The 20,695-nt window shown below is 45.6% G+C and carries 20 protein-coding genes; 9 read left to right on the top strand and 11 right to left on the bottom strand.

What is annotated here, in order from left to right; genetic code table 11:
• Positions 1-19 precede the first annotated feature (19 nt).
• The 6 genes from rplB to AC1P5O_RS05260 all read right to left on the bottom strand — a co-directional run bounded on the left by rplB (position 20) and on the right by AC1P5O_RS05260 (position 3,804).
• On the bottom strand, positions 20-844 hold the full coding sequence (rplB, locus tag AC1P5O_RS05285; protein ID WP_004281509.1) for a 50S ribosomal protein L2: 825 nt from the start codon (positions 842-844) through the stop codon (positions 20-22).
• Positions 845-855: 11 nt separating this feature from the next.
• Positions 856-1,176 carry a 50S ribosomal protein L23 gene (gene rplW, locus AC1P5O_RS05280; protein WP_004281510.1) on the bottom strand — a complete coding sequence of 107 codons (321 nt, stop codon included), beginning with the start codon at positions 1,174-1,176 and terminating at the stop codon, positions 856-858.
• A complete protein-coding gene (gene rplD / locus AC1P5O_RS05275; protein WP_004281511.1) occupies positions 1,173-1,775 on the bottom strand; it encodes a 50S ribosomal protein L4 in 603 nt (200 codons plus the stop codon). The genes rplW and rplD overlap by 4 nt, the downstream gene beginning before the upstream one ends.
• Before the next feature lie 11 nt (positions 1,776-1,786).
• A complete protein-coding gene (gene rplC, locus AC1P5O_RS05270; protein ID WP_004645054.1) occupies positions 1,787-2,425 on the bottom strand; it encodes a 50S ribosomal protein L3 in 639 nt (212 codons plus the stop codon).
• A gap of 60 nt (positions 2,426-2,485) precedes the next feature.
• On the bottom strand, positions 2,486-2,797 hold the full coding sequence (gene rpsJ / locus AC1P5O_RS05265; protein ID WP_000070912.1) for a 30S ribosomal protein S10: 312 nt from the start codon (positions 2,795-2,797) through the stop codon (positions 2,486-2,488).
• A gap of 272 nt (positions 2,798-3,069) precedes the next feature.
• A complete protein-coding gene (locus AC1P5O_RS05260) occupies positions 3,070-3,804 on the bottom strand; it encodes a type 1 glutamine amidotransferase (protein ID WP_004732279.1) in 735 nt (244 codons plus the stop codon).
• A 163-nt stretch (positions 3,805-3,967) separates the two neighbouring features.
• Between AC1P5O_RS05260 and AC1P5O_RS05255 the strand changes: the two genes are divergently transcribed.
• The 5 genes from AC1P5O_RS05255 (at position 3,968) to yihA (ending at position 9,245) form a co-directional block, all read left to right on the top strand.
• Positions 3,968-5,170 carry a PLP-dependent transferase gene (locus tag AC1P5O_RS05255; protein WP_005249895.1) on the top strand — a complete coding sequence of 401 codons (1,203 nt, stop codon included), beginning with the start codon at positions 3,968-3,970 and terminating at the stop codon, positions 5,168-5,170.
• Between the two features lie 18 nt (positions 5,171-5,188).
• Positions 5,189-6,739, top strand: coding sequence for a helicase HerA-like domain-containing protein (locus AC1P5O_RS05250; protein WP_004732283.1), 1,551 nt, complete (start codon positions 5,189-5,191; stop codon positions 6,737-6,739).
• A gap of 153 nt (positions 6,740-6,892) precedes the next feature.
• Entirely contained in the window at positions 6,893-7,654 is a 762-nt protein-coding gene (locus tag AC1P5O_RS05245; RefSeq protein ID WP_004281516.1) for a globin domain-containing protein, read from the top strand.
• 97 nt (positions 7,655-7,751) lie between these two features.
• A complete protein-coding gene (locus AC1P5O_RS05240; protein ID WP_004732285.1) occupies positions 7,752-8,192 on the top strand; it encodes an RrF2 family transcriptional regulator in 441 nt (146 codons plus the stop codon).
• Positions 8,193-8,297: 105 nt separating this feature from the next.
• Positions 8,298-9,245 (top strand): ribosome biogenesis GTP-binding protein YihA/YsxC, encoded by a 948-nt coding sequence (yihA, locus tag AC1P5O_RS05235; RefSeq protein WP_004732287.1) that lies wholly within the window; start codon positions 8,298-8,300, stop codon positions 9,243-9,245.
• Between the two features lie 106 nt (positions 9,246-9,351).
• Here the strand turns inward: yihA and AC1P5O_RS05230 are convergent, their stop codons facing one another.
• Together AC1P5O_RS05230 and AC1P5O_RS05225 are read right to left on the bottom strand one after the other, a co-directional pair.
• On the bottom strand, positions 9,352-10,599 hold the full coding sequence (locus AC1P5O_RS05230; protein WP_017397874.1) for a dicarboxylate/amino acid:cation symporter: 1,248 nt from the start codon (positions 10,597-10,599) through the stop codon (positions 9,352-9,354).
• Between the two features lie 173 nt (positions 10,600-10,772).
• Entirely contained in the window at positions 10,773-11,645 is an 873-nt protein-coding gene (locus AC1P5O_RS05225) for an acyl-CoA thioesterase (RefSeq protein ID WP_004645045.1), read from the bottom strand.
• Between the two features lie 282 nt (positions 11,646-11,927).
• On the opposite strand from AC1P5O_RS05225, the gene plsB reads away from it, so the two are divergent.
• The gene (plsB, locus tag AC1P5O_RS05220) at positions 11,928-14,495 is read left to right on the top strand and encodes a glycerol-3-phosphate 1-O-acyltransferase PlsB (protein WP_121979840.1); all 2,568 of its coding nucleotides are present in this window, start codon (positions 11,928-11,930) and stop codon (positions 14,493-14,495) included.
• Between the two features lie 239 nt (positions 14,496-14,734).
• Here the strand turns inward: plsB and AC1P5O_RS05215 are convergent, their stop codons facing one another.
• Complete coding sequence (locus AC1P5O_RS05215; protein WP_004732295.1) at positions 14,735-15,550, bottom strand: NAD-dependent epimerase/dehydratase family protein; 816 nt, start codon at positions 15,548-15,550, stop codon at positions 14,735-14,737.
• A 33-nt stretch (positions 15,551-15,583) separates the two neighbouring features.
• Here AC1P5O_RS05215 and recG point away from each other — a divergent pair, with 33 nt between their 5' ends.
• A complete protein-coding gene (recG, locus tag AC1P5O_RS05210; protein ID WP_004732297.1) occupies positions 15,584-17,629 on the top strand; it encodes an ATP-dependent DNA helicase RecG in 2,046 nt (681 codons plus the stop codon).
• The gene (locus AC1P5O_RS05205) at positions 17,616-18,251 is read left to right on the top strand and encodes a ComF family protein (protein ID WP_004732299.1); all 636 of its coding nucleotides are present in this window, start codon (positions 17,616-17,618) and stop codon (positions 18,249-18,251) included. Before recG ends, AC1P5O_RS05205 begins: the two co-directional genes overlap by 14 nt.
• A gap of 4 nt (positions 18,252-18,255) precedes the next feature.
• Here AC1P5O_RS05205 and AC1P5O_RS05200 read toward each other — a convergent pair whose 3' ends face one another.
• Positions 18,256-18,657 (bottom strand): NUDIX hydrolase, encoded by a 402-nt coding sequence (locus AC1P5O_RS05200; RefSeq protein ID WP_004732301.1) that lies wholly within the window; start codon positions 18,655-18,657, stop codon positions 18,256-18,258.
• Positions 18,658-18,687: 30 nt separating this feature from the next.
• Entirely contained in the window at positions 18,688-19,281 is a 594-nt protein-coding gene (locus AC1P5O_RS05195; protein ID WP_017397968.1) for an LOG family protein, read from the bottom strand.
• A 149-nt stretch (positions 19,282-19,430) separates the two neighbouring features.
• Here AC1P5O_RS05195 and AC1P5O_RS05190 point away from each other — a divergent pair, with 149 nt between their 5' ends.
• Entirely contained in the window at positions 19,431-20,444 is a 1,014-nt protein-coding gene (locus tag AC1P5O_RS05190) for a CorA family divalent cation transporter (RefSeq protein ID WP_004732304.1), read from the top strand.
• The last annotated feature ends 251 nt before the right edge of the window (positions 20,445-20,695 follow it).

Below are 20,695 nucleotides of genomic sequence, written 5' to 3'. Positions count from 1 at the left end.
TGTCAGATTCCTTTACTTGTTACTTAACGCGACGGTCGCGAATAATCATCTTAGTCGTACGCTTATTGGTACGTGTCTTGTACCCTTTAGCTTTTTGACCCCATGGGCTTACAGGTTGAATACCTTTGTTACGCCCTTCACCACCACCATGTGGATGGTCAACTGGGTTCATCGCCATACCACGAACGGTAGGACGAACACCACGCCAGCGTGATGCACCAGCTTTACCTAGTGAACGAAGGTTGCTTTCTGAGTTAGATACTTCACCTAACACAGCACGGCATTCAACGTGAATTTTACGCATCTCGCCTGAACGCAGACGAACGATAGCGTAAGAACCGTCACGACCCAACAGCTGAACTGAAGTACCAGCTGAACGAGCTAACTGCGCGCCTTTACCGATTTTAAGTTCGATGTTGTGAAGAGTAGAACCGATAGGCATGTTGCGAAGCGGCAAGCAGTTACCTGGACGAATTGGAGCATCGTTACCAGACTGTACTTTATCGCCAGCGCGAAGGCCTTTAGGAGCGATGATATAACGACGCTCACCGTCAGCATACAATACAAGTGCAATGTGTGCAGTACGGTTAGGATCGTATTCGATACGCTCTACAGTTGCAGGAATACCATCTTTGTTACGTTTAAAGTCAACTAGACGGTAGTGCTGCTTGTGACCGCCACCAACGTGACGAGTCGTGATGTGACCGTTGTTATTACGGCCGCCAGTACGTTTTTTAGCTTCAACCAACGGAGAGTATGGTGCGCCTTTGTGAAGGTGATCGTGAACCACTTTCTCTACAAAGCGACGTCCTGGAGACGTTGGCTTACATTTTTGAATAGGCATAATTCTCGTCCTTATTCCGCTGTGCTTTCAGCGGTATCGCCCAAGTCAGCCATTTCAACATCTTGGCCAGCTTTCAGGGTGACGTATGCTTTTTTAACATCAGAACGACGTCCTAATGTTTTACCAAAGCGTTTAGACTTACCTTTAGTGATAGTAGTGTTAACTTTAACAACTTCCACACCAAAGAGTTGTTCCACTGCTTTTTTGATTTCAAGCTTGTTTGCATTTAATGCAACTTTAAACACTTGAACACCAGCAGTTTCACCTAAAACTTGTGCTTTTTCTGAGAATACAGGTCCTTGCAGGACTTGATAGATACGTTCGTTGTTCATCCGAGTTCTACCTCAATTTTCTTAGCAGCAGCTACAGACATAACAACTTTGTCGAACGCAATCAAGCTAACCGGATCGATTGCAGCAGCATCAACCACATCAACGTGTGGAATGTTGCGCGCAGCAAGATACAGGTTCTCATCAACAGCATCAGTAACGATCAATGCGCGAGTCGCATTCAAGTCGTTAAGTTTTGCAAGCAATTCTTTAGTTTTTGGAGCCGCAACAGCAAACTCTTCAACTAAAACTAGGCGATCTTGACGAACAAGTTCAGCCAGGATGCATTGCATAGCACCGCGGTACATTTTACGGTTTACTTTTTGAGACCAGTCTTGTGGACGAGCAGCAAAAGTTTTACCACCGCCAACCCAGATTGGGCTACGAATAGAACCAGCACGAGCGCGGCCAGTACCTTTTTGACGGAATGGCTTGCGACCACCGCCAGAAACGTCTGCACGTGATTTCTGAGCTTTTGAACCTTGACGGCCACCAGCTAAATAAGCTGTAACCACTTGGTGAACAAGAGCTTCATTAAATTCACGACCGAACGCAACTTCTGATAATTCAACAGCAGAGCCGGAAACAGTATTTAAATTCACGTTATTTCCCCTCAGGCCTTGATCGTAGGACGAACGATTACGTCGCCACCAGTAGCACCAGGAACCGCGCCTTTAACAACTAGAACTGAACGTTCTGTGTCGATAGCAACGATCTCAAGACCCTGTGTAGTTACGCGTTCAGCACCTAAATGGCCAGCCATTTTTTTGCCTTTGAATACGCGACCAGGAGTCTGGTTTTGACCAGTAGAACCTAAAACACGGTGAGAAACTGAGTTACCGTGAGTTGCATCTTGCGTACGGAAGTTCCAACGCTTAACACCACCTTGGAAACCTTTACCTTTAGATTGACCAGTTACGTCAACAACTTGACCAACCTGGAACAATTCAACGGTAAGCGTACCACCAACTTCACGACCTTCAAGATCAGCTTCTGTAGCACGGAATTCTTGAACTAGACGACCAGCTGCAACACCCGCTTTCGCGAAGTGGCCTTTCTGAGCGTTAGTTACGCGAGATTCGCGACGTTCACCAGTAGTGATTTGAATCGCTTGATAACCATCAGTTTCAAGCGTTTTGATTTGAGTGATGCGGTTAGGATCAACCTCAATCACTGTAACAGGCACAGAAACACCAGCATCTGTAAAGATACGTGTCATACCGCACTTGCGACCGACTAAACCAATAGCCATGTGCATAAACCTCTAAAAAAGCGGCCTAATTAACTTAGAGTGTTAATTAACCCGAAAGCCTTAACCCAATGCGATCTGAACATCAACACCAGCTGCAAGATCTAACTTCATCAATGCATCTACAGTTTTGTCTGTAGGTTGAACGATGTCGATCAAACGCTTGTAAGTACGGATTTCGTACTGGTCACGCGCGTCTTTGTTTACGTGTGGTGATGTTAAAACGTTAAAACGTTCAATGCGTGTTGGCATTGGAATTGGACCACACACTTGTGCGCCAGTACGTTTTGCGGTTTCTACGATTTCTTGAGCTGATTGATCAATCAGGCGATGATCAAAAGACTTAAGACGGATACGAATTCTCTGGTTAGACATACCAGTAAACTCCAAGCCAAATATATAAAGAATCACTCTTGACGCATCTCACCCCACTTTATGTGGGCAAGTGTCAAGAGCAGTGAAATATCACTAAGGTCATGATCGATGCCACGACTGTAACGATAGTTAACTACTTTATTCGCAGTTAACCCCCTTCCTATTGAAGGGTCGCTTATTATAGCCATTGTTTAATGCATAAGCAAATCTCTTTTATGGTTTTATCCAAGTTTTCAATTTATGACTTAAAACAATAGTTTATTGTGTAAATATTAGGCAGTTTTTGCCAAAACATATTCTATAGCACGATTTAATATCTGATTTCCTTCAATAAATTTTTGCTTCGTGGTTTTTTTTAATTCAAATAAATTTTGCACATATTTTCCTGAAAATTGTGCAAGCTCTCCTTCATTTTCTAAAAACAATTCGAGTGTTTCTGGGGTAATTTCCGGATGAAACTGGAAGCCCAATACATTTCTACCCAACTGGTACATCTGATTACGACAGGCTTCATTTTCTGCCAGATGGACTGCCCCTTTAGGCAATTCAAATGTTTCATTGTGCCATTGCAGAATATTAAACTGCTCCGGCAGGCTAAAACACGTCTCTGGTAGATTCGCCACTCTGTGCACCGTGGTCCACCCCAATTCCTGTTCTGGATTGCGACTAACACCTGCACCCAAAGCATTTGCAATCAACTGCCCACCCAGACACAGGCCAATTGCCGGTTTGCCATGCGAAAGATAGCGACGCAACCAGCGTTTTTCTATTTTTAACCAAGGGAAATTTGCTTCATCATTCACACTCATGGTTCCCCCCATAATGATCAGCAAATCCACCTCTTCCACTGCAGGCAGCGCCTCGATCTCCAGCGGTCGATCCACGGGTAAAGCAAAAAATTCAGTCGCTGTAATGTGCGCCTGATGCTGCTTTAAAAATTCATAACAACTACCAAAACCTTCACCAGCAATATGCTGAAAATAATGCACTTTTAAATACGACTTCATGCTCCTCAACCTATTTTTTTAGCTATATAGATTTAGGTTTTGCAAAAATGAAGCCAACTTTTTATAAGACTTGTTGTTTTTAAACAATTCACAACGTAACTGGCAGTGAGTCACAGATTCTCTTAAGCTAGAGTAATATTTGATTACATTTGAGAGCATTCACGTGAAAAAAAATCCTCAAACAGCGCTCATTCATGCACCACGAAAGGCTCCTCAAGCGATTTCTACCATTCAGCCTCCCCTCTATCGTGCATCGACGATTATCTTTAACAATACCGATGCCCTGTTTAATCGCCATTGGACCGATGACTATGACTATAGTTATGGCACGCATGGCACGCCTACGACCTTTACGCTGGGCGATAACATCGCACAGCTCGAAGGTGGTTTATATCACCTGCTCGCACCGAGTGGTTTATCCGCGATTAATCTCGTGAATTCTTGCTTTTTAAGCCAAGGAGATGAGGTTTGGGTGGCTGACAATATCTATGGTCCAAACATGGAACATTTACGCAATCTGGAAAAGCGTTATGGAATTACGGTTAAGGTCTACAATCCCATAGAGCTTGATACATTTCAGCCTACAGATAAAGCCAAACTGATCTGGCTCGAGGCTGCTGGCTCAGTCACCTTGGAATTTCCGGATCTGGCTGGTTTAGTGAAAAAAGCTCAGGCACACAATATTCTTACTGCGCTGGATAATACCTGGGGCGCAGGTCTGGCTTTTGATGCCTTTGATTTTAGTGAAGAGCATTTAAGTGTAGATATGACGGTACATGCACTGACCAAATATCCAAGCGGCGGGGGTGATATTCTGATGGGCTCGGTGGTTACGCGAGATAAGGCCCTGCATCACAAACTGTTCCGCGCACATGCCATTCAGGGCATTAGTGTTTCTGGTGATGATGTGGCACAGATACAACGCAGTCTGGCTTCGATGCAACTTCGCTATGAACATCAGTCGAAAAGTGCACTGGCATTAATGACATGGCTTCAACAGCAAGCCGAGTTTGTACAGGTGCTGCATCCTGCTGACCCGGACAGCGCAGGCCATCAGTACTGGAAAGAAATTTGCAAGCAAGGTGATAGTGCCGGCCTGGTCAGCGTGATCTTTGACAGCACATACGTAATGCAGGATATCCGGAATTTCTGTGATAGCTTAAAACTGTTTAAGCTTGGCTTTAGTTGGGGTGGCCCTGTCAGTCTGGTCATGCTATATAACTTAAAAGACATGCGTGTGCTGGAACATTCACACTTAAAAGACGGCTTGCTGGTTCGTTTCTGTATTGGACTGGAATATCCGGAAGATTTGATTCAAGATATTCAGCATGCACTAGAACAAATGAAAAAACTTAAAAACGAATAATAAATAACAGGAAAAGCTATGGGTAGACCAATTGTTATAGCTAAAAAAACTGCGGATACCACACAGGATATTGTGCTGCATTCCCAACTTGCCAATCGACATGGCTTGATTGCAGGTGCCACTGGTACCGGAAAGACTGTGACTTTAAAAGTATTGGCGGAGAGCTTTTCTCGAATTGGTGTACCTGTATTCCTCGCCGATGCCAAAGGCGATGTGTCCAGCCTGGCCAAAGCAGGTGAAAGCAGCCCCAAGTTTGATGAACGGATTAAAAGTCTCAATATCGAGTCCATTCCTTTTGCAGCCTCACCAGTGGTGTTTTGGGATTTATTTGGCGAACAGGGTCATCCGATTCGCACTACCATTTCTGAAATTGGCCCGCTGCTGCTGGCGCAAATACTGAATCTGAATGACACCCAGGAAGGCGTTTTATCTGCCGTGTTTCGGATTGCCGATGATCAGGGTTTATTGCTGATCGACTTTAAAGATCTGAAAGCGATGCTGAGTTATGTCTCTGAGCATGCGGCTGACTTTAAAGCTGAATATGGCAATCTTTCACCCGCCAGTCTCGGTGCGATTCAACGTAATTTGTTAGCACTGGCTGACCAAGGCGGTGACCAGTTTTTTGGCGAGCCGGCGCTGGATCTGATGGACTTTTTGCAGACGGATAGTCAAGGACGTGGCAATATCAATTTGTTGGCGGCTGACAAGCTGATGAATACGCCTAAGCTATATGCCACGTTCTTACTCTGGATGCTCTCTGAGCTGTTTGAACAGCTTCCCGAAGTCGGCGATCTGGACAAACCTAAACTGGTGTTTTTCTTTGATGAAGCCCATCTCTTGTTTGATAATGCCAGCCCTGCCCTGAAAGAAAAAATTGAGCAGGTGGTGCGTCTAATTCGCTCGAAAGGTGTAGGGATTTATTTTGTCACGCAAAATCCTTTGGACTTGCCTGAAAGTGTCTTAGGCCAGCTCGGCAATCGGGTTCAACATGCTTTGCGGGCTTTCACTCCCAAAGATCAAAAAGCAGTGAAAACCGCAGCAGAGACTTTCCGAGCCAATCCTGAATTTAAAGTCGATCAGGTGATTACCGAGTTAGCAGTAGGTGAGGCTCTAATTAGCTGCCTGGATGAAAAGGGCATTCCACAAATTGTAGAGCGTGGCTGGGTCATGCCGCCGCATTCATCCTTTACACCGATCTCGCTTGAAGAACGCAAGGCTCTCATGCAGCAAAGTATTGTCGCCGGTATTTATGAGCAGCCAGTCGATCGGGACAGCGCCCACGAAATGCTGCAAAACAAGGTCGCAGAACGCCAGCAACAGGCTCAGGCCGCCGAATTTGCCAAACAACAAAGCAAGGAACAAGCAGCTCTTGCCAAGCAGCAAATTAAAGAACAGGAACGTCTGGCACGAGAACAGCAAAAAGAAGCTGAACGCGCAGCCAAGCAACGAGAAAAACTGACTCAGGATATTGTCGGCACCTTTGCCAAAAGTGCTGCCCGCAGCCTGGGCGGGAGTACTGGGCAGAAAATTGTGCGCGGCTTACTGGGTTCGCTGTTTGGCCGCAAATAATTCCTCTCCTTTTCCGATCATCATCATACTTTTTATGGGATATTCTTATATCCCATAATTTTTTTATGGTTTTATGACTATGCGCTATTGTAAAGCCATTTTAAAAGATGTAATTTAAATACATCTTTTAAAAAACACCTGTAGACGGCTCTCATGACTCCACAACATATTGAACTTGTACAAGCGACTGTTCCTGTTTTACGTGAAAACGGCGTAGCACTTACCACGTATTTCTATAACCGCATGCTGAAAAACCATCCAGAGTTGAAAAACACCTTCAACATGGATCATCAAAGTACTGGCCGTCAACCACGTGCCTTGGCTGCCGCAGTACTTGCCTATGCCGAAAACATTACCAATCCGGGCGTTTTGGCCAAAGCCATCGAACGCATTACCACTAAACATGTCAGCCTGGATATTCAACCGGATCAATATGCGATTGTCGGTGAGAATCTGTTGCACTCGATCAGCGAAGTTTTAGATGTACCCATGGACTCAGACCTGATTGCAGCCTGGAAAGAAGCGTATATGCAACTGGCAGATATTTTGATTGGTGTGGAAAAATCTAAATATGCCACCCTAGCTTCTGAAAATGGTGGCTGGGCGGGCTGGCGCGAATTTGAAGTAGCAGCAGTCAATGATACCGACGCAGGTAAAATCTTTACACTTAAAGCTAAAGATGGTGCAGCGATTGCAAGTGCTGAAGCCGGTGAACATATTTCAGTACGTGTACAGGTGCCTGAACAGCACATTCGTCAACCACAACAGTTTAGCTTTGATCAGGCGCAAAACGAGCAATATCAAATTACTGTGAAAGCGGAAGAAAATCCAACCGCATTCTCGGTTGCACAGACACTGATCGACCACTACAAAGTTGGTGATGTAGTTGAAGTGTCTGCCCCGCTCAAGCTTTAATTGCAAAAACGGTTTAGACTAGCATCAGATTCTGATTAAAAGCTCCATTCGTGGAGCTTTTAACATTCAATTCTTTCATTTTCTAGCTGTTGACGTTATGCAACTCAATAAATTCACTGACTATGCGCTTCGGATTCTGATGTATGTCGCACAGCCACGTGATCTCCCCTATACCATTGCAGAACTTGCCGAGCGATTACAGGTTTCACAAAATCATGCCATGAAAATCGTGCATTTTATGGCGAAACAGGAGTGGCTGATTACCACACGTGGTAAAGGTGGCGGCATACGTTTAAATCCGGCCAGCCTGAACCTCCAGCTGGGACAGATTGTGCGGATCCTGCAACGCGACAGCAATGTAGTGGAATGCAATAGCCCACCCTGCGTATTACGTCCGACCTGTGGTTTAAAAGGTATTTTAGATGATGCGGTGGAACAGTTTTATAGCAGTCTGGACCAATATGTGCTTAAAGATGTGATTAGGCCACGAAATGCGCGTTTCAGTACAAATTCTCCGATCGGCCTGATTAATCTTTAAAGTCTTCCGGGTCAGGTCTTGTGACTTATTCTTGCGGCAAAGTTCGCTTGCCTGTGCGACTTCCTTTATAATGTTTCATTGTAGATCATTTATTGAAGTTGAGTTATGCACCACAGCAGAGGAAAATCCAAAAACAGTAAGACAGCCCATGCGCCTAAGCAAAAGATCAGCTACGAGAAAAAAGTTGATTCTGCCATTACTGAATATTCTGTGCGCGCACTCAACTGGCTACGCAAAGCCGAATTTTTAATGAGTGCACCCAAACTCAGTCTTTGTGTAGAAGATACAGGCTATGAAATTGCTTTTGCCGGCCGCTCGAATGCGGGTAAGTCTAGTGCGATTAATGCCCTGACCAACCAGAAACAGTTGGCACGTGCATCGAAAAAACCTGGCCGTACCCAGATGATCAACTTTTTCAGCCTGGGTAATCCGGATCAGCGTCTGGTCGACTTACCCGGTTATGGTTATGCGGCTGTGCCTGAAAAAATGAAACTGGTCTGGCAAAAAGAACTGGAAAATTACCTGATTCACCGTCAAAGCTTGCAAGGCCTGGTATTGTTGATGGATATCCGTCATCCCCTGCAACACTTTGATGTAATGATGCTGGAATGGGCTTATTCCCGCCAGTTGTTCGTGCATGTGTTATTGACCAAATCTGACAAACTAAACCGTGGTCCTGCATCCAAAGCCTTGCAGGAAGTCAAAGCGGCATTGAAAAAGATGAAGCTGGATTTCTCGATTCAACTGTTTTCCTCCATGAACAAACAAGGTTTAGAAGAACTGGCCAGCGTCATGGGTGGCCGTTTGAACTTTACCTTAGATCAAGCATCTGAATATGATCTGGACAGCATTCCGGAAGCATCAGCGCATGATTTGAATGAATCTGATGAACCGCTTGAAGAGCTCGAGCTTAGTGAAGCTGATTCTGAGCATGCTGAAGTATCGACTCATGATTTAAATGAAGCTGAAGAACCGCTGGAATTGCTTGAGCAGGATCAATCCGAGCTTAAAGCGGCAGATGAGCTAAATCAGAATAAGCGTTCAGCGGATTAAGACCATATCACCTAAATGATCTGTGATCATTCTTGATTTATTAAAACTCAACGTACAAATAAAAAAGCAGGTCAAATACCTGCTTTTTTTTATTTTTTTAAATGTTTTAGCTATCTGTAGCTTGAAGATCGGGTTCACGCGTATGCCGGTCCACCACCACGCTGATCATCATATCTCCCTGAACATTCACCACTGTACGTACGGTATCCAGTAAACGGTCGATCGGCAACAGAATGGCAATTGCCTCGGCAGGCAAACCTACCGATTGCAAGACCATAATCATAGTCACCATACCGGCACTCGGAATCCCCGGTGCACCTAAGGATGCAATCATCGCAGTCGCGCAGACCACCAGTTGCTGCCCCAGACTCAGATCCAGCCCCATTAAATTGGCAATAAACAGAGCTGCAGCTGCTTCATACAGCGCCGTACCATCCATATTTAACTGGGTCCCAAGTGGAATTACAAAGCCTGCGGTATGTGGGCGTACCCCTAAATTTTCCTGTGCGCATTTCATCGACAGGGGCATGGTGGCCGAACTGGAACTGGTGGCAAAGGCAGTAATCAAGGCAGCACGTGTGCCTTTAAAGAACGTGACCGGATCCATCTTGCCGAAAATCCATAGCAATAAAGGCAAGACCACGATGCCATGAAAAATCGTCGTACCGGTGACTACCGCAGCGAATTCAGCCAGACGACTAAGAACCGAAACATCTTCAGTGGCAATTAATTTGGCCAATAAGGCAAAAATACCGAGTGGTGCCAGTTTCATTACCCAGCCAATCATCAACATCATGATTTCGAAAAACTGGTGACTCAGCTTGCGCACGGTACGAAATTTATCTCCTCCCGCAACCAGTGCCACACCAACAAATAGCGCAAAGACTACTACCGCCAAGACATTGCCATCCGAAAATGCTTTAAAGGGATTGATCAAGGTATTTTGAATAAAGTTGGTAAAGAAAGAAGAAGGCGTCAGCGTATCCGGTGTTTGATGTTGTGCCATGGCATCCTGGAACATCAGCACATCCACACCCTTACCGACATCAAACAGATGCGCACACGCCAGACCTAAAATAAGTGCCAAGGTAGTGGTGGTCACACAGCACATCAGGGTAATTTTCCAGGTGCGGCTTAGCTGCCCACCCGCCTGCAGATTGGATACGCCGACCACGATCGAGCTAAAAATCAGCGGCACTAACAGCATTTTTAACAAGCCAATAAAAATACTGCTGACGATGCCGATGCCATATAAGCTGATATCAAAAAATGAGGTCTGCGGAAATATCGTCAATAGAAATCCAAACAGCACCCCCAATACGGCGGCAATTAAAATTTGCGTATTTAAGCTCATCTTTTCATGCATTTTTAATATTGATCTTAAGCCGCACTATGCCATGCAGTGTCTATAGAATCGAGTAATATTTTATAAACGCATGGTTGAAGCATGGCATCAAATGGCCTTTTTCATCCGGCTTAAAAACAAAAAACCCAATCTAGGATTCGGCTTTTTGACAGACTACAAACTTATTGTGTTTCGATTTCACGTAAGCGGATCAGACCTTCCTGAGAGGTACTGCAGACCAGCTCGCCGTTCTGCCACATCCGGCCAAAATTCAGGCCGCGCGAACTGGCGCTCTGGGTGGCATCCATATCGTAAAGCATCCATTCATCCGCACGGAATGGTTTATGGAAGTACATGGCATGGTCAATACTGGCACATTGTAAGCTTGGCGAAATATAACTCAGACCATGTGGACGAAGCGCCGTGGTCATCAAGGTAAAGTCAGAATAGAAAGCAGCAATGGCCTGATGCAAGGAGATCTGATCGACTTCTGCAGCAATACGGTCATGCGTACGGATATAGTGCGCATAAGACGGTGCTTCAGGTTGAGGCTGGAATGGATTTTGCGGATTGACCGGACGAATTTCCACATGACGATCACGAGTGAAAGATGCACGAACATTTTCCGGAATAAACTCAATAATCTGCTTGATCAGCTCTGCTTCATTTTTCAGGCTTTCTGCCGGTGGATATTCAGGCTCTGAAATCTGGTAATTCAGGCCCTCTTCCTGATGCGCGAAAGACACCATACACATGAAAATGGTACGGCCATGCTGAATAGCGCGCACCTGACGGCTGACAAAGCTCTTGCCGTCACGGATACGATCCACTTCATAAATAATCGGTGCATTGACATCCCCGCCAAACAGAAAATAGGCATGTAATGAATGTGCTGGACGGTCTGTGGTATAAGACGCGGCGCGTAGTGCCTGCCCTAAAACCTGCCCACCGAACACGCGCTTGCCCACCAGATTCCGGCTGATTCCCCGGAAAATGTTTTCTTCTAACTTTTCTAAGCTGAGCAGCTCGACCAGTTCCTGTGTTAAGGCATTCATAAGCAACCTATCTAATATTGGAGATATCCAAAATGGAAAAACGGATCTAAATAATTGATCTGGAATATTCTGCCACAAAATCAGACCGAAACTCTAAAGTTTGCATGACTGTTCTGTCATACTGATGTCATAAGTGACTAGGAAAAGCACCTGCTTTCACGCTAAAATTGAAGCACTTCTGTTGAAGTTGTTAAAAAAAGATATATTGTTTCGCTTTAGAAACCCGCAAAATAAATTCCCTCAGAAGTCCTGTGGTTTTGGTCAGTAAAATTAGGAGCAGCTATGTCCAAGAATGGCTTTGGTCAAATGTATCGCAAGCTTTCAAGTAAGTTACTTGATCTTGTGGTTACCCCTCATGTTCTTGGGGAAGTACCAAGTGAAGTGACAGTACCTAAATCTGATCAGACTGCAGCAGAATCGCAAAAGCTGGTCTGCTACGTTTTACAGAACCATTCACGTAGTAATGCACTGGTTGTCGATGCAGAAACGCGCCGCTTAAAATTGCCGGCTGCACTTGATCCAATGCAACTCGGTAACAGTAAGGAAAAAGCATCAGTACTGTTTTTACAGCATCATGATGAAAATAATCTGCTCAGCTCACCACCGCATGCTTTCCCGCCGCGCCTGTTACGCCTGATTGAAATCCTGGAACAGCATCCTGAACTGGATGTCGAACTGGTACCGGTAACAGTACTTTGGGGACGTGAACCGGAGAAAGAAGATTCCTGGTTTAAGCTTTTATTTACCGATACCTGGTCTACGCCAAGCCGGGTCAAACAACTGGTCAATATCGGCCTGCATGGTCGCCAGTCTTATTTAGAGTTCCATGAATCGCAGTCTTTACGCACCTTGATTAACTTTGCTAAAGAGACGTATCCAAATTCAGCGCCGGCCACCTATATTGTCAGCACTTTAAATGATTACCTGGATGGTCAGCGCGAAGTCATTCTCGGGCCGGATCTGTCCGACCGCCGTAATGTCATGCATGGCCTGATCAAGTCACCAGATGTACAGGCAGCGATTCGCAATGACAGTATTCGTAGCAAAATCTCGATGCTGGAGTCTGAACGTCGCGCCATCGGTTATCTGAACGAAATCGTTTCCGACTATTCTCATTCTACCGTACGTTTTGCCGACAAGGCCCTGACCCGCTTATGGACCCAGCTTTATGACGGCGTGGAAGTGCATAATTTCAGTACCGTGCGTGAACTGGCCAAGGATTATGAAATTGTCTATACCCCATGTCACCGCAGTCACATTGACTATTTGTTATTGTCTTATGTGATCTATCGTCGTGGCTTGATGGTGCCGTATATCGCTGCGGGCGATAACCTGAATATGCCTTTTGTCGGTCAGATTTTGCGCGGTGGTGGCGCTTTCTTTATTCGCCGTACTTTCCGCGGCAATGCGCTCTATACCACGGTGTTTAAAGAATATCTGTATAGCGTCCTGTCACGTAATACCCCGCTCGAGTACTTTATTGAAGGGGGCCGTTCACGTACCGGTCGTTTGCTACCGCCAAAAACCGGGATGCTGGCAATGACCGTGCATGGTCATTTACGTGGCAAATCCAAACCGATTGTGTTTGTACCGACCTATATCGGCTATGAACGCCTAATGGAAGGTGGTACCTATGTCGGTGAGATGAGTGGCAAGCCAAAAGAAGCCGAGTCTATTTTTGGTATTTTGAAAACCCTGCGCAAGATTGAACGTATTTTTGGCAAGGTGCACCTAAACTTCGGGAACCCGGTATTTCTGGATGACATTCTGAAACAGCATGGCGCAGAAAATATCAAAATCGAAAAGAATGACGATCCGATTCCACAAGCGGTTTCTGATGCGGTGAATAGCTCGGCACAGGCTATTCTGGAAAATATCAACAGTGCGGTGGTGATCAATCCGGTATCGTTATTGTCTTTAATCTTGCTGGCTACGCCGAAACATACGCTGGATGAAGAGATCTGTATCAAACAGCTAGATACCTATCGCACCTTGCTGGCTGCCCTGCCTTATGATGAGCGCATGCAGGTGACGCCACTTTCTGGCAAGGAAATTATTGCCTATGCAATGAAGCTGAAACTGATCAAGCGAGTCAAGCATGTACTGGGCGATATCATTGCCATTGAAGACAATCAGGCCGTTCTGCTGACCTATTTCCGCAATAATATTGTGCACACTTTTGTGCTGCCCTCCCTGATAGCCGCCCTAGTTGAACATAACGGTACCATTCGCCGTCATAATGTCGTGAATATCAGTAGTACCCTGTATCCATTCCTCAAAGCCGAACTGTTCTTAAAATGGCATGAAGATGAAATTCAGGATCAAGTGAATGCGCATATTGACAGCTTAATTGCCTCGAAACTGATTACACAAGATGGTGAAAACCTGATTGCACCGGCACCGAATACGGAAGCGCATCATCAGCTTGAAATTCTGGCTGCGCCCGTAACTCAAAGTCTGGAACGTTATTACATGACTTTGGCACTGATTACCCAACGTGGTTCTGGCAATATCTCGACCCGTCAGGTCGAAGAGCTCAGTTACCTGGTTGGTCAACGCCTGTCTGTGCTATATGAGTTCAACTCACCTGAGTTCTTCGACAAAGCCCTATTCCAGAGCTTTATTAAAGTCTTAACCCAAAAAGGTTATCTGTGTACCAATGAAGACAATGCGATTGTCTTTGATGAACAGCTGACGAATGTGGCGCAATATGCAGATTTGGTATTGGATGAAGTGAAGTTGCAGATGTTGCATCACATCACCGACTTTACGGATGAAGAACTGAAAGAAGCTTTGGATGCAGTTGCGGCTGAACAAGCCAAGAAACGTGCGAAGCGGAAAAAGAAGTAAGTTTAAATTAAATAAAAAGAGAGGCTAAGGCCTCTCTTTTTATTTAAGAATTTATAAGAAGTGAAAATTGGAAAGCTAATGCCATTATTTAAATATGAGTATTCCCTCTCCTGAGCGAGTTTTAAAGCACGGCTTTTAAAACGAAGTGCAAGTGAGGATAGGGAGAGGTCTTTTAAATAAAATCCTCCCCTAACCCCTCCTTTGAAAAGGAGGGGGATTCCTCCCTTTAAAAAGGGAGGCTAGGAGGGATTATTTTTCCTCATCACCCCCAAATAATCCTCATAACAATCTGGATGCTCTAACTCAAATCCCATTTTCTGCATTCGAGTCGCATAAAGTTTCTTACCTGTCACCTGCTCACTTTCTACTTGCAACAAAGGAAGTCCCAGCTGCTGTTGGAACCATTGCAATATTTCATGCAATAATTTTGGCTGGTTATCGGTCACAATATAAGAAGATTCCGGATGTTCCACATGAATCATATGTGACAAGAAACGTGATAAATCTTCAATATGAATCCGGTTGGACCAGTGCAAATTTGGATAGCACGTCATAGAAGCAGCCATTTTTTGCAGACGCGCAACTGAAGTACCGTAAATGCCGCTCGGACGAATGATGGTAGATTGCTCAGGATAAGCAGTGAAATAAGCCTGCTCCATCTGCTGCAAGATTTTGCCCTGAGCATCATTCGGGTGAATTTTAGTTTCGTCATCTACGATTTCACCGGAATCTTGTCCATACCCTCGTGTCGATGACACCACCATAATCCGCTTCACCGGATGCTGTTTCAAGGCAGCCACAATAGGTTGAACCGAATCCAGATAAGTCTGCTGATAGCCTTCAACCGTACTTTGTTTTGGACTAAGTAATACATAGACCCAGTCAATCGGAGGAACTGCTGTTAAATCCAGTTGATGCACATCCTGAATCAGATGAGTTGCGAATGAATCTGTTTTGGGACTCTGGCTAATTGTGCTAATTTGATGACCTTGCTCAAATAGTTGTTTAGCCACACGTCGGGATGTTTTACCATAACCGATAAATAAAATATGCATTGAGCACCGAATCACAAATCTGGTTGAGGGGACATGGCTGCAGTCCATCAGTTACAAGGCGTTGGCAATGCCGCCGCTGCATTACTCGAAAAACTAAATATCTTCAATACTGATGATTTGCTTTTTCATCTACCACGTGACTATGAAGACCGTAGCACGATCATTCCTATGAATCAATTGAGCGTGGGACACAGCTATCTGCTGGAAGGCATCGTTAAAGGTGTGGATTTCCCCCCTGGCAAACGCAAATCCATGGCTGTGCTGCTAGATGATGATTTTGGCAAAGTCACTTTACGTTTTTATCATATTTATAAAGGCATTACTGACCGCTGCAAACTGGGTAACCGTTTAAGAATTTTTGGTGAAGTGCGGGTTGGTGCGCGCGGTCTGGAAATGTATCATCCCGAACTGCAAGTCATTACTGAGGACACACCTTTACCTCAAACCCAGCTCACGGCGATTTACCCTGCGACTGAAGGTCTGACCCAGCCAAAAATACGGGATTATATTCAGCAGGCCTTGGCTCAGTATAGCGACCATCTGCCTGAATTGCTGCCAGCAAAATTTAGTAACGGTTATGCGCTGAAACAGGCACTGGAATATATCCATCATCCACCAGTCAACGCCAATATGCTGCAGCTGGCACAAGGCTCGCATCCTGCACAGCAACGCCTGATCTTTGAAGAGCTGGTGGCGCATCAGATCAGTTTATTGACACGTCGGGCCTTTATTCAGCAAGTCGAAGCGCCTTCATTTGCGCCCAGTAAAACCTATGCCAAACAGCTCTTAGCCAGTCTGGCTTTTGAAATGACCGGTGCGCAAAAACGTGTATCCAGAGAAATCGTGCAGGATTTAAAAAGCAATAAACCGATGTTGCGTCTGGTGCAAGGCGATGTTGGTGCAGGTAAAACCCTAGTGGCCGGTGTCGCAGCCTGCCATGCCTTAGAGGAAGGCTGGCAAGTGGCCTTGATGGCACCGACCGAGATTCTGGCCGAGCAGCATTATCTGAATTTTAAACGCTGGTTTGAGCCTTTGGGCTTAAATGTGGCCTGGCTTTCCGGCAAGCAAAAAGGTAAAGCTCGCGCCGCAGCGGAACAGGTGATTCGGGATGGCAGCGCCCATCTGGTGATCGGAACGCATGCCCTGTTTCAGGAAAATGTCGAGTTTGCCAAACTGGGTCTGGTGATTATTGATGAACAGCACCGCTTTGGTGTGGATCAGCGCCTTGCACTCAGAAATAAAGGGCTAGATGGTATGTCTCCGCATCAACTGGTGATGACTGCGACTCCGATTCCCCGCACACTGGCCATGTCTGCCTATGGTGATCTGGATACCTCGGTGATTGACGAGCTTCCGCCGGGCCGTACCCCGATTCAGACCGTGACCATTCCATTAGATCGACGCGAAGAAGTCTTGCAACGGATTGCCAGCAACTGTGCTGAAGGTAAGCAGGCCTACTGGGTCTGCACCCTGGTAGAGCAATCCGAAACCCTAGATGCTCAAGCTGCCGAAGCGACTTTTACCGAAATTCGCGAGCGCTTTCCTGCGCTGAATATCGGACTGGTACATGGCAAGATGAAAGCCGATGAAAAACAGGCGGTAATGCAGCAGTTTAAAAATAATGAATTACAGCTCCTGATTGCCACCACCGTGATCGAAGTCGGCGTCGATGTACCCAATGCCTCCATTATGGTGATTGAAAATGCCGAGCGTCTGGGTCTATCTCAATTGCATCAGCTACGTGGCCGGGTCGGTCGTGGCGCCAAAGCCAGCTTCTGTGCCCTGCTGTATAAGCATCCACTTTCGCAAAATGGTCAGGAACGTTTAAGAATCATGCGCGAAACCAATGATGGTTTTATGATTGCCGAGAAAGATCTGGAGTTACGTGGCCCGGGTGAGCTGCTCGGGACCAAACAGACCGGGGACATGAATTTCCGTGTGGCCAAACTTGAACGTGATGATCACCTGCTCAATCAGGCACATTATGTGGCTCAGCAGATGCTCAAGGATTATCCCGATCAGGCCGAAGCATTATTGCAACGCTGGCTACCGGAAGCACCGCGCTATGCCTATGTTTAAATTACTGCAACATGGAAAATCCTGGCTGACCCGCTTACAGCCCTGCCAGCTCTGTCTGACCGATCATCAGTCCATTCATTCAGTCTGTGAAGATTGCTGGCGACAATTACCCTGGGCACATCAAACCATTCAACGGCAGGAAATGCAGTTACAGATTGCCTGCGACTATGCCTATCCGATGGACCGGCTGATTCAACTGTTTAAATATGAACAGACACTGCATTTGCAAAATTTACTGGCAGGTGCGCTGTTAAGTTTAGACCTGCCTAAAGTCAGTGCAATTGTACCGATGCCGATCTCGAATGAGCGTCTGGCAGAGCGCGGGTATAATCAATCTCTGGTGCTGGCAAAACATGTGGCGAAAAAGCTGAATGTACCCATCTGGCAACCTGTTCGACGAATGAAACAACACTCGCAAAAGGGCCTAAGCCGGCTGGAGCGGATTGAAGACATCCAATCACAATTCCAGATCAGTACCATTTCCAAGCTGCGTTACCGTCGGGTGCTGATTATTGATGATGTGGTGACGACCGGCAGCTCGATTCGAGCACTGAGCCAAACACTTGAACAACTGGGCTGTCAAAAAGTTTATGCAGCCTGTCTGGCAGGTGCTCAAATCTGAAAATTTAAGCTTGGGCGAGTAACTGCGACTTCACCCAAGGAATCACAATTTCAGTGGTCAAGGGTGCGAGTCGTAGCTCTTTTTCATCCAGATCGACCCATTTCATTTCGGCAATTTCCGCTTCAATTTTTGGTGCTTGATCCAGACTTACCCAATAGACATAACTCACCAGTTGATGATCTGGTTCATTCGCCGTCTGGGTTTCAAAACGCCCAATGAATTGCTGAATCTGTGCCTGTGTGCCAATTTCTTCCTGAATTTCACGCAACATCGTTGCTTCTGGTGCTTCATTTGGCTCCAGCTTGCCACCAACCTGCATAAAGCAGGACGTCCCTTTTTTACGAACCACCAGCAGTTGCTGCGCTTCATTTAAAATAATGGCTGCAGCCACCGTAATCACTTTCATTTATTTTCTACAAATCATGCTGTGGACAGCTTATTTTACAAGATCGGTCTGATCGACCATACCCCATTTCGCTTCAGGCGGCTGATAACTTTCAAACTGGCGCAAAATATCATCCAGATTATCACTCACAATTAAAGCATCGCTAAAGCGCGCTTTGGTAAAACCTTTCTCGGTCGTCATATGGATAAATTTGAGTAAATCATCATAGAAACCATCTACATTTAAAAAAGCACAAGGCTTTTTATGAATTCCCAACTGTGCCCAGGTCCATTGTTCAAAAATTTCTTCCAACGTTCCTGCACCACCCGGAATGGCAATAAATCCCTGTGCCAGTTCCGACATGCGGGTTTTACGTTCGTGCATATTATCGACCACAAATAGCTCGGTAATATGCGGATGCGCCAGTTCACGATTGACCAACTGTCTTGGAATTACACCAATCACCTTGCCACCAGCAGCCAAAGCACTATCAGCGATAATCCCCATCAAACCAGAACGACCACCGCCATAGACCAGCGTCTGATGTCTTGCTGCCAAGGTTTGGCCAACCTTTTCGGCAATCTGGGCATAGAGAGGATCGGAGCCCAGTGCTGAACCACAAAAAATTGCGATAGAATTCATCATTTCACTCTCCAATTGACGCTATATTGTACGAAATCGCTGCAAGCGCGTTTTTTCCAAAAATAACTGCTTAATATCAGTGTTTTTATTCAATTCCTTGTCTAAAATACACCCATTCCAATTCACATACTGCGCCAGGGAGAAAAGACAGCATGCTTGAAGCCTTTTACGCCACAGAGCGCGGTAGCTTAGAAGATATCACGATTAATGGTGATTTCGACCTGCATCCAGATTTAGTATGGCTTGATCTGATTGCACCTTCACAAGAAGAGCAGCAATGGATTCTAGATGCCTATGCGCAAAACTTACCGACCTTAAAATCGCTGGAAGATATCTCCTCTAGTGCCCGATTTTACCGTGATGATGACGGTATTTTGCATATCAGTACCTATTTTTTAACCAAAAATAAAAACTATCAGGTCGAGAACGAAAACGAAGATGAATCCAGCATGCTGGCGACGGTACAAACCGTAGCATTCATTCTGCATAAGGACCGTCTGTTTACCTTGCGTGGCGAAAAGCTGGTGGCCTTTCGTGCCTTCCGTGCCCGTGCGCGCCGCAATGATTATGAAATCGATTATAAAGATCCAACCTGGATTTTATTGGGCCTGCTCGAAGCCAAACTGGATGAGCTGGCCGATATTCTGGAAGATGTACATAAAGATTTAGAGAAATATTCAACTGAAGTGTTGAATAATCGCCATCGCGAGCAGATTCTCGATCTGGATGACATGATTACCCGTCTGGCTCAACTGGAAGATATGCTTGGTAAAGCGCAGCTCTGTCTGATCGATTTACGTCGTGTTCTGACTTTCCTGTCTCGTCCACGCGCCTTGGGCAGTCATATTTATGATGCGGATATCCGAGAACTCAGTGAAGATGTGCGCTCGCTGGTTGAACATGATGCCTTCCTGTTTCAGAAAGTGCGCTTCCTGCTCGATACCACGTCCGGATTCATTAACACGGAACAGAACGATACGATTCGTCGATTCTCGATCCTGCCAAGTATGCTTGCACCGCCGATGCTCATTGCCAGTATTTATGGCATGAATACCGAAGTTCTGCCTTTTGCACAAGGCTCCATGAGCTTCATTATGGTCAGTATTATTTTGATCGGCTTTTTAATCGGGCCATTGATTTACTTTAGATGGAAGAAGTGGATTTAATTTCTTCACCCTCTCTCTAACTCTCTCCCATAGGGAGAGAGCACTTCCAATATTTATTGAGATAGTAGTTTTTAAAAATATCATTTCTCTCCATAAATTTAGAGAGGAATTTCCCTCTCCTTTTAGGCATAGGTATCTACACAATTCCTGAACTTTGCGTTAAATTGAAGAGCATGCTCTTCAATTTAACATCTCTGGCCTGGATCAGCGTCTTGTCAAGCGCTATAACAGCCTTGTAAAGCTCAATATGA

The organism is Prolinoborus fasciculus (assembly GCF_056724605.1).
Note: the sequence above shows the minus strand (reverse complement) of the source record. Positions and strands in the feature narration are given on the sequence as shown.

What these genes read in the sequence shown, in the direction of transcription:
- rplB (WP_004281509.1), bottom strand. Translation starts at nt 844, where the DNA reads ATGCCTATTCAAAAATGTAAGCCAACGTCTCCAGGACGTCGCTTTGTA.
- rplW (WP_004281510.1), bottom strand. Translation starts at nt 1,176, where the DNA reads ATGAACAACGAACGTATCTATCAAGTCCTGCAAGGACCTGTATTCTCA.
- rplC (WP_004645054.1), bottom strand. Translation starts at nt 2,425, where the DNA reads ATGGCTATTGGTTTAGTCGGTCGCAAGTGCGGTATGACACGTATCTTT.
- rpsJ (WP_000070912.1), bottom strand. Translation starts at nt 2,797, where the DNA reads ATGTCTAACCAGAGAATTCGTATCCGTCTTAAGTCTTTTGATCATCGC.
- AC1P5O_RS05260 (WP_004732279.1), bottom strand. Translation starts at nt 3,804, where the DNA reads ATGAAGTCGTATTTAAAAGTGCATTATTTTCAGCATATTGCTGGTGAA.
- AC1P5O_RS05250 (WP_004732283.1), top strand. Translation starts at nt 5,189, where the DNA reads ATGGGTAGACCAATTGTTATAGCTAAAAAAACTGCGGATACCACACAG.
- AC1P5O_RS05245 (WP_004281516.1), top strand. Translation starts at nt 6,893, where the DNA reads ATGACTCCACAACATATTGAACTTGTACAAGCGACTGTTCCTGTTTTA.
- AC1P5O_RS05240 (WP_004732285.1), top strand. Translation starts at nt 7,752, where the DNA reads ATGCAACTCAATAAATTCACTGACTATGCGCTTCGGATTCTGATGTAT.
- yihA (WP_004732287.1), top strand. Translation starts at nt 8,298, where the DNA reads ATGCACCACAGCAGAGGAAAATCCAAAAACAGTAAGACAGCCCATGCG.
- AC1P5O_RS05230 (WP_017397874.1), bottom strand. Translation starts at nt 10,599, where the DNA reads ATGAGCTTAAATACGCAAATTTTAATTGCCGCCGTATTGGGGGTGCTG.
- AC1P5O_RS05225 (WP_004645045.1), bottom strand. Translation starts at nt 11,645, where the DNA reads ATGAATGCCTTAACACAGGAACTGGTCGAGCTGCTCAGCTTAGAAAAG.
- plsB (WP_121979840.1), top strand. Translation starts at nt 11,928, where the DNA reads ATGTCCAAGAATGGCTTTGGTCAAATGTATCGCAAGCTTTCAAGTAAG.
- AC1P5O_RS05215 (WP_004732295.1), bottom strand. Translation starts at nt 15,550, where the DNA reads ATGCATATTTTATTTATCGGTTATGGTAAAACATCCCGACGTGTGGCT.
- recG (WP_004732297.1), top strand. Translation starts at nt 15,584, where the DNA reads ATGGCTGCAGTCCATCAGTTACAAGGCGTTGGCAATGCCGCCGCTGCA.
- AC1P5O_RS05205 (WP_004732299.1), top strand. Translation starts at nt 17,616, where the DNA reads ATGCCTATGTTTAAATTACTGCAACATGGAAAATCCTGGCTGACCCGC.
- AC1P5O_RS05200 (WP_004732301.1), bottom strand. Translation starts at nt 18,657, where the DNA reads ATGAAAGTGATTACGGTGGCTGCAGCCATTATTTTAAATGAAGCGCAG.
- AC1P5O_RS05195 (WP_017397968.1), bottom strand. Translation starts at nt 19,281, where the DNA reads ATGATGAATTCTATCGCAATTTTTTGTGGTTCAGCACTGGGCTCCGAT.
- AC1P5O_RS05190 (WP_004732304.1), top strand. Translation starts at nt 19,431, where the DNA reads ATGCTTGAAGCCTTTTACGCCACAGAGCGCGGTAGCTTAGAAGATATC.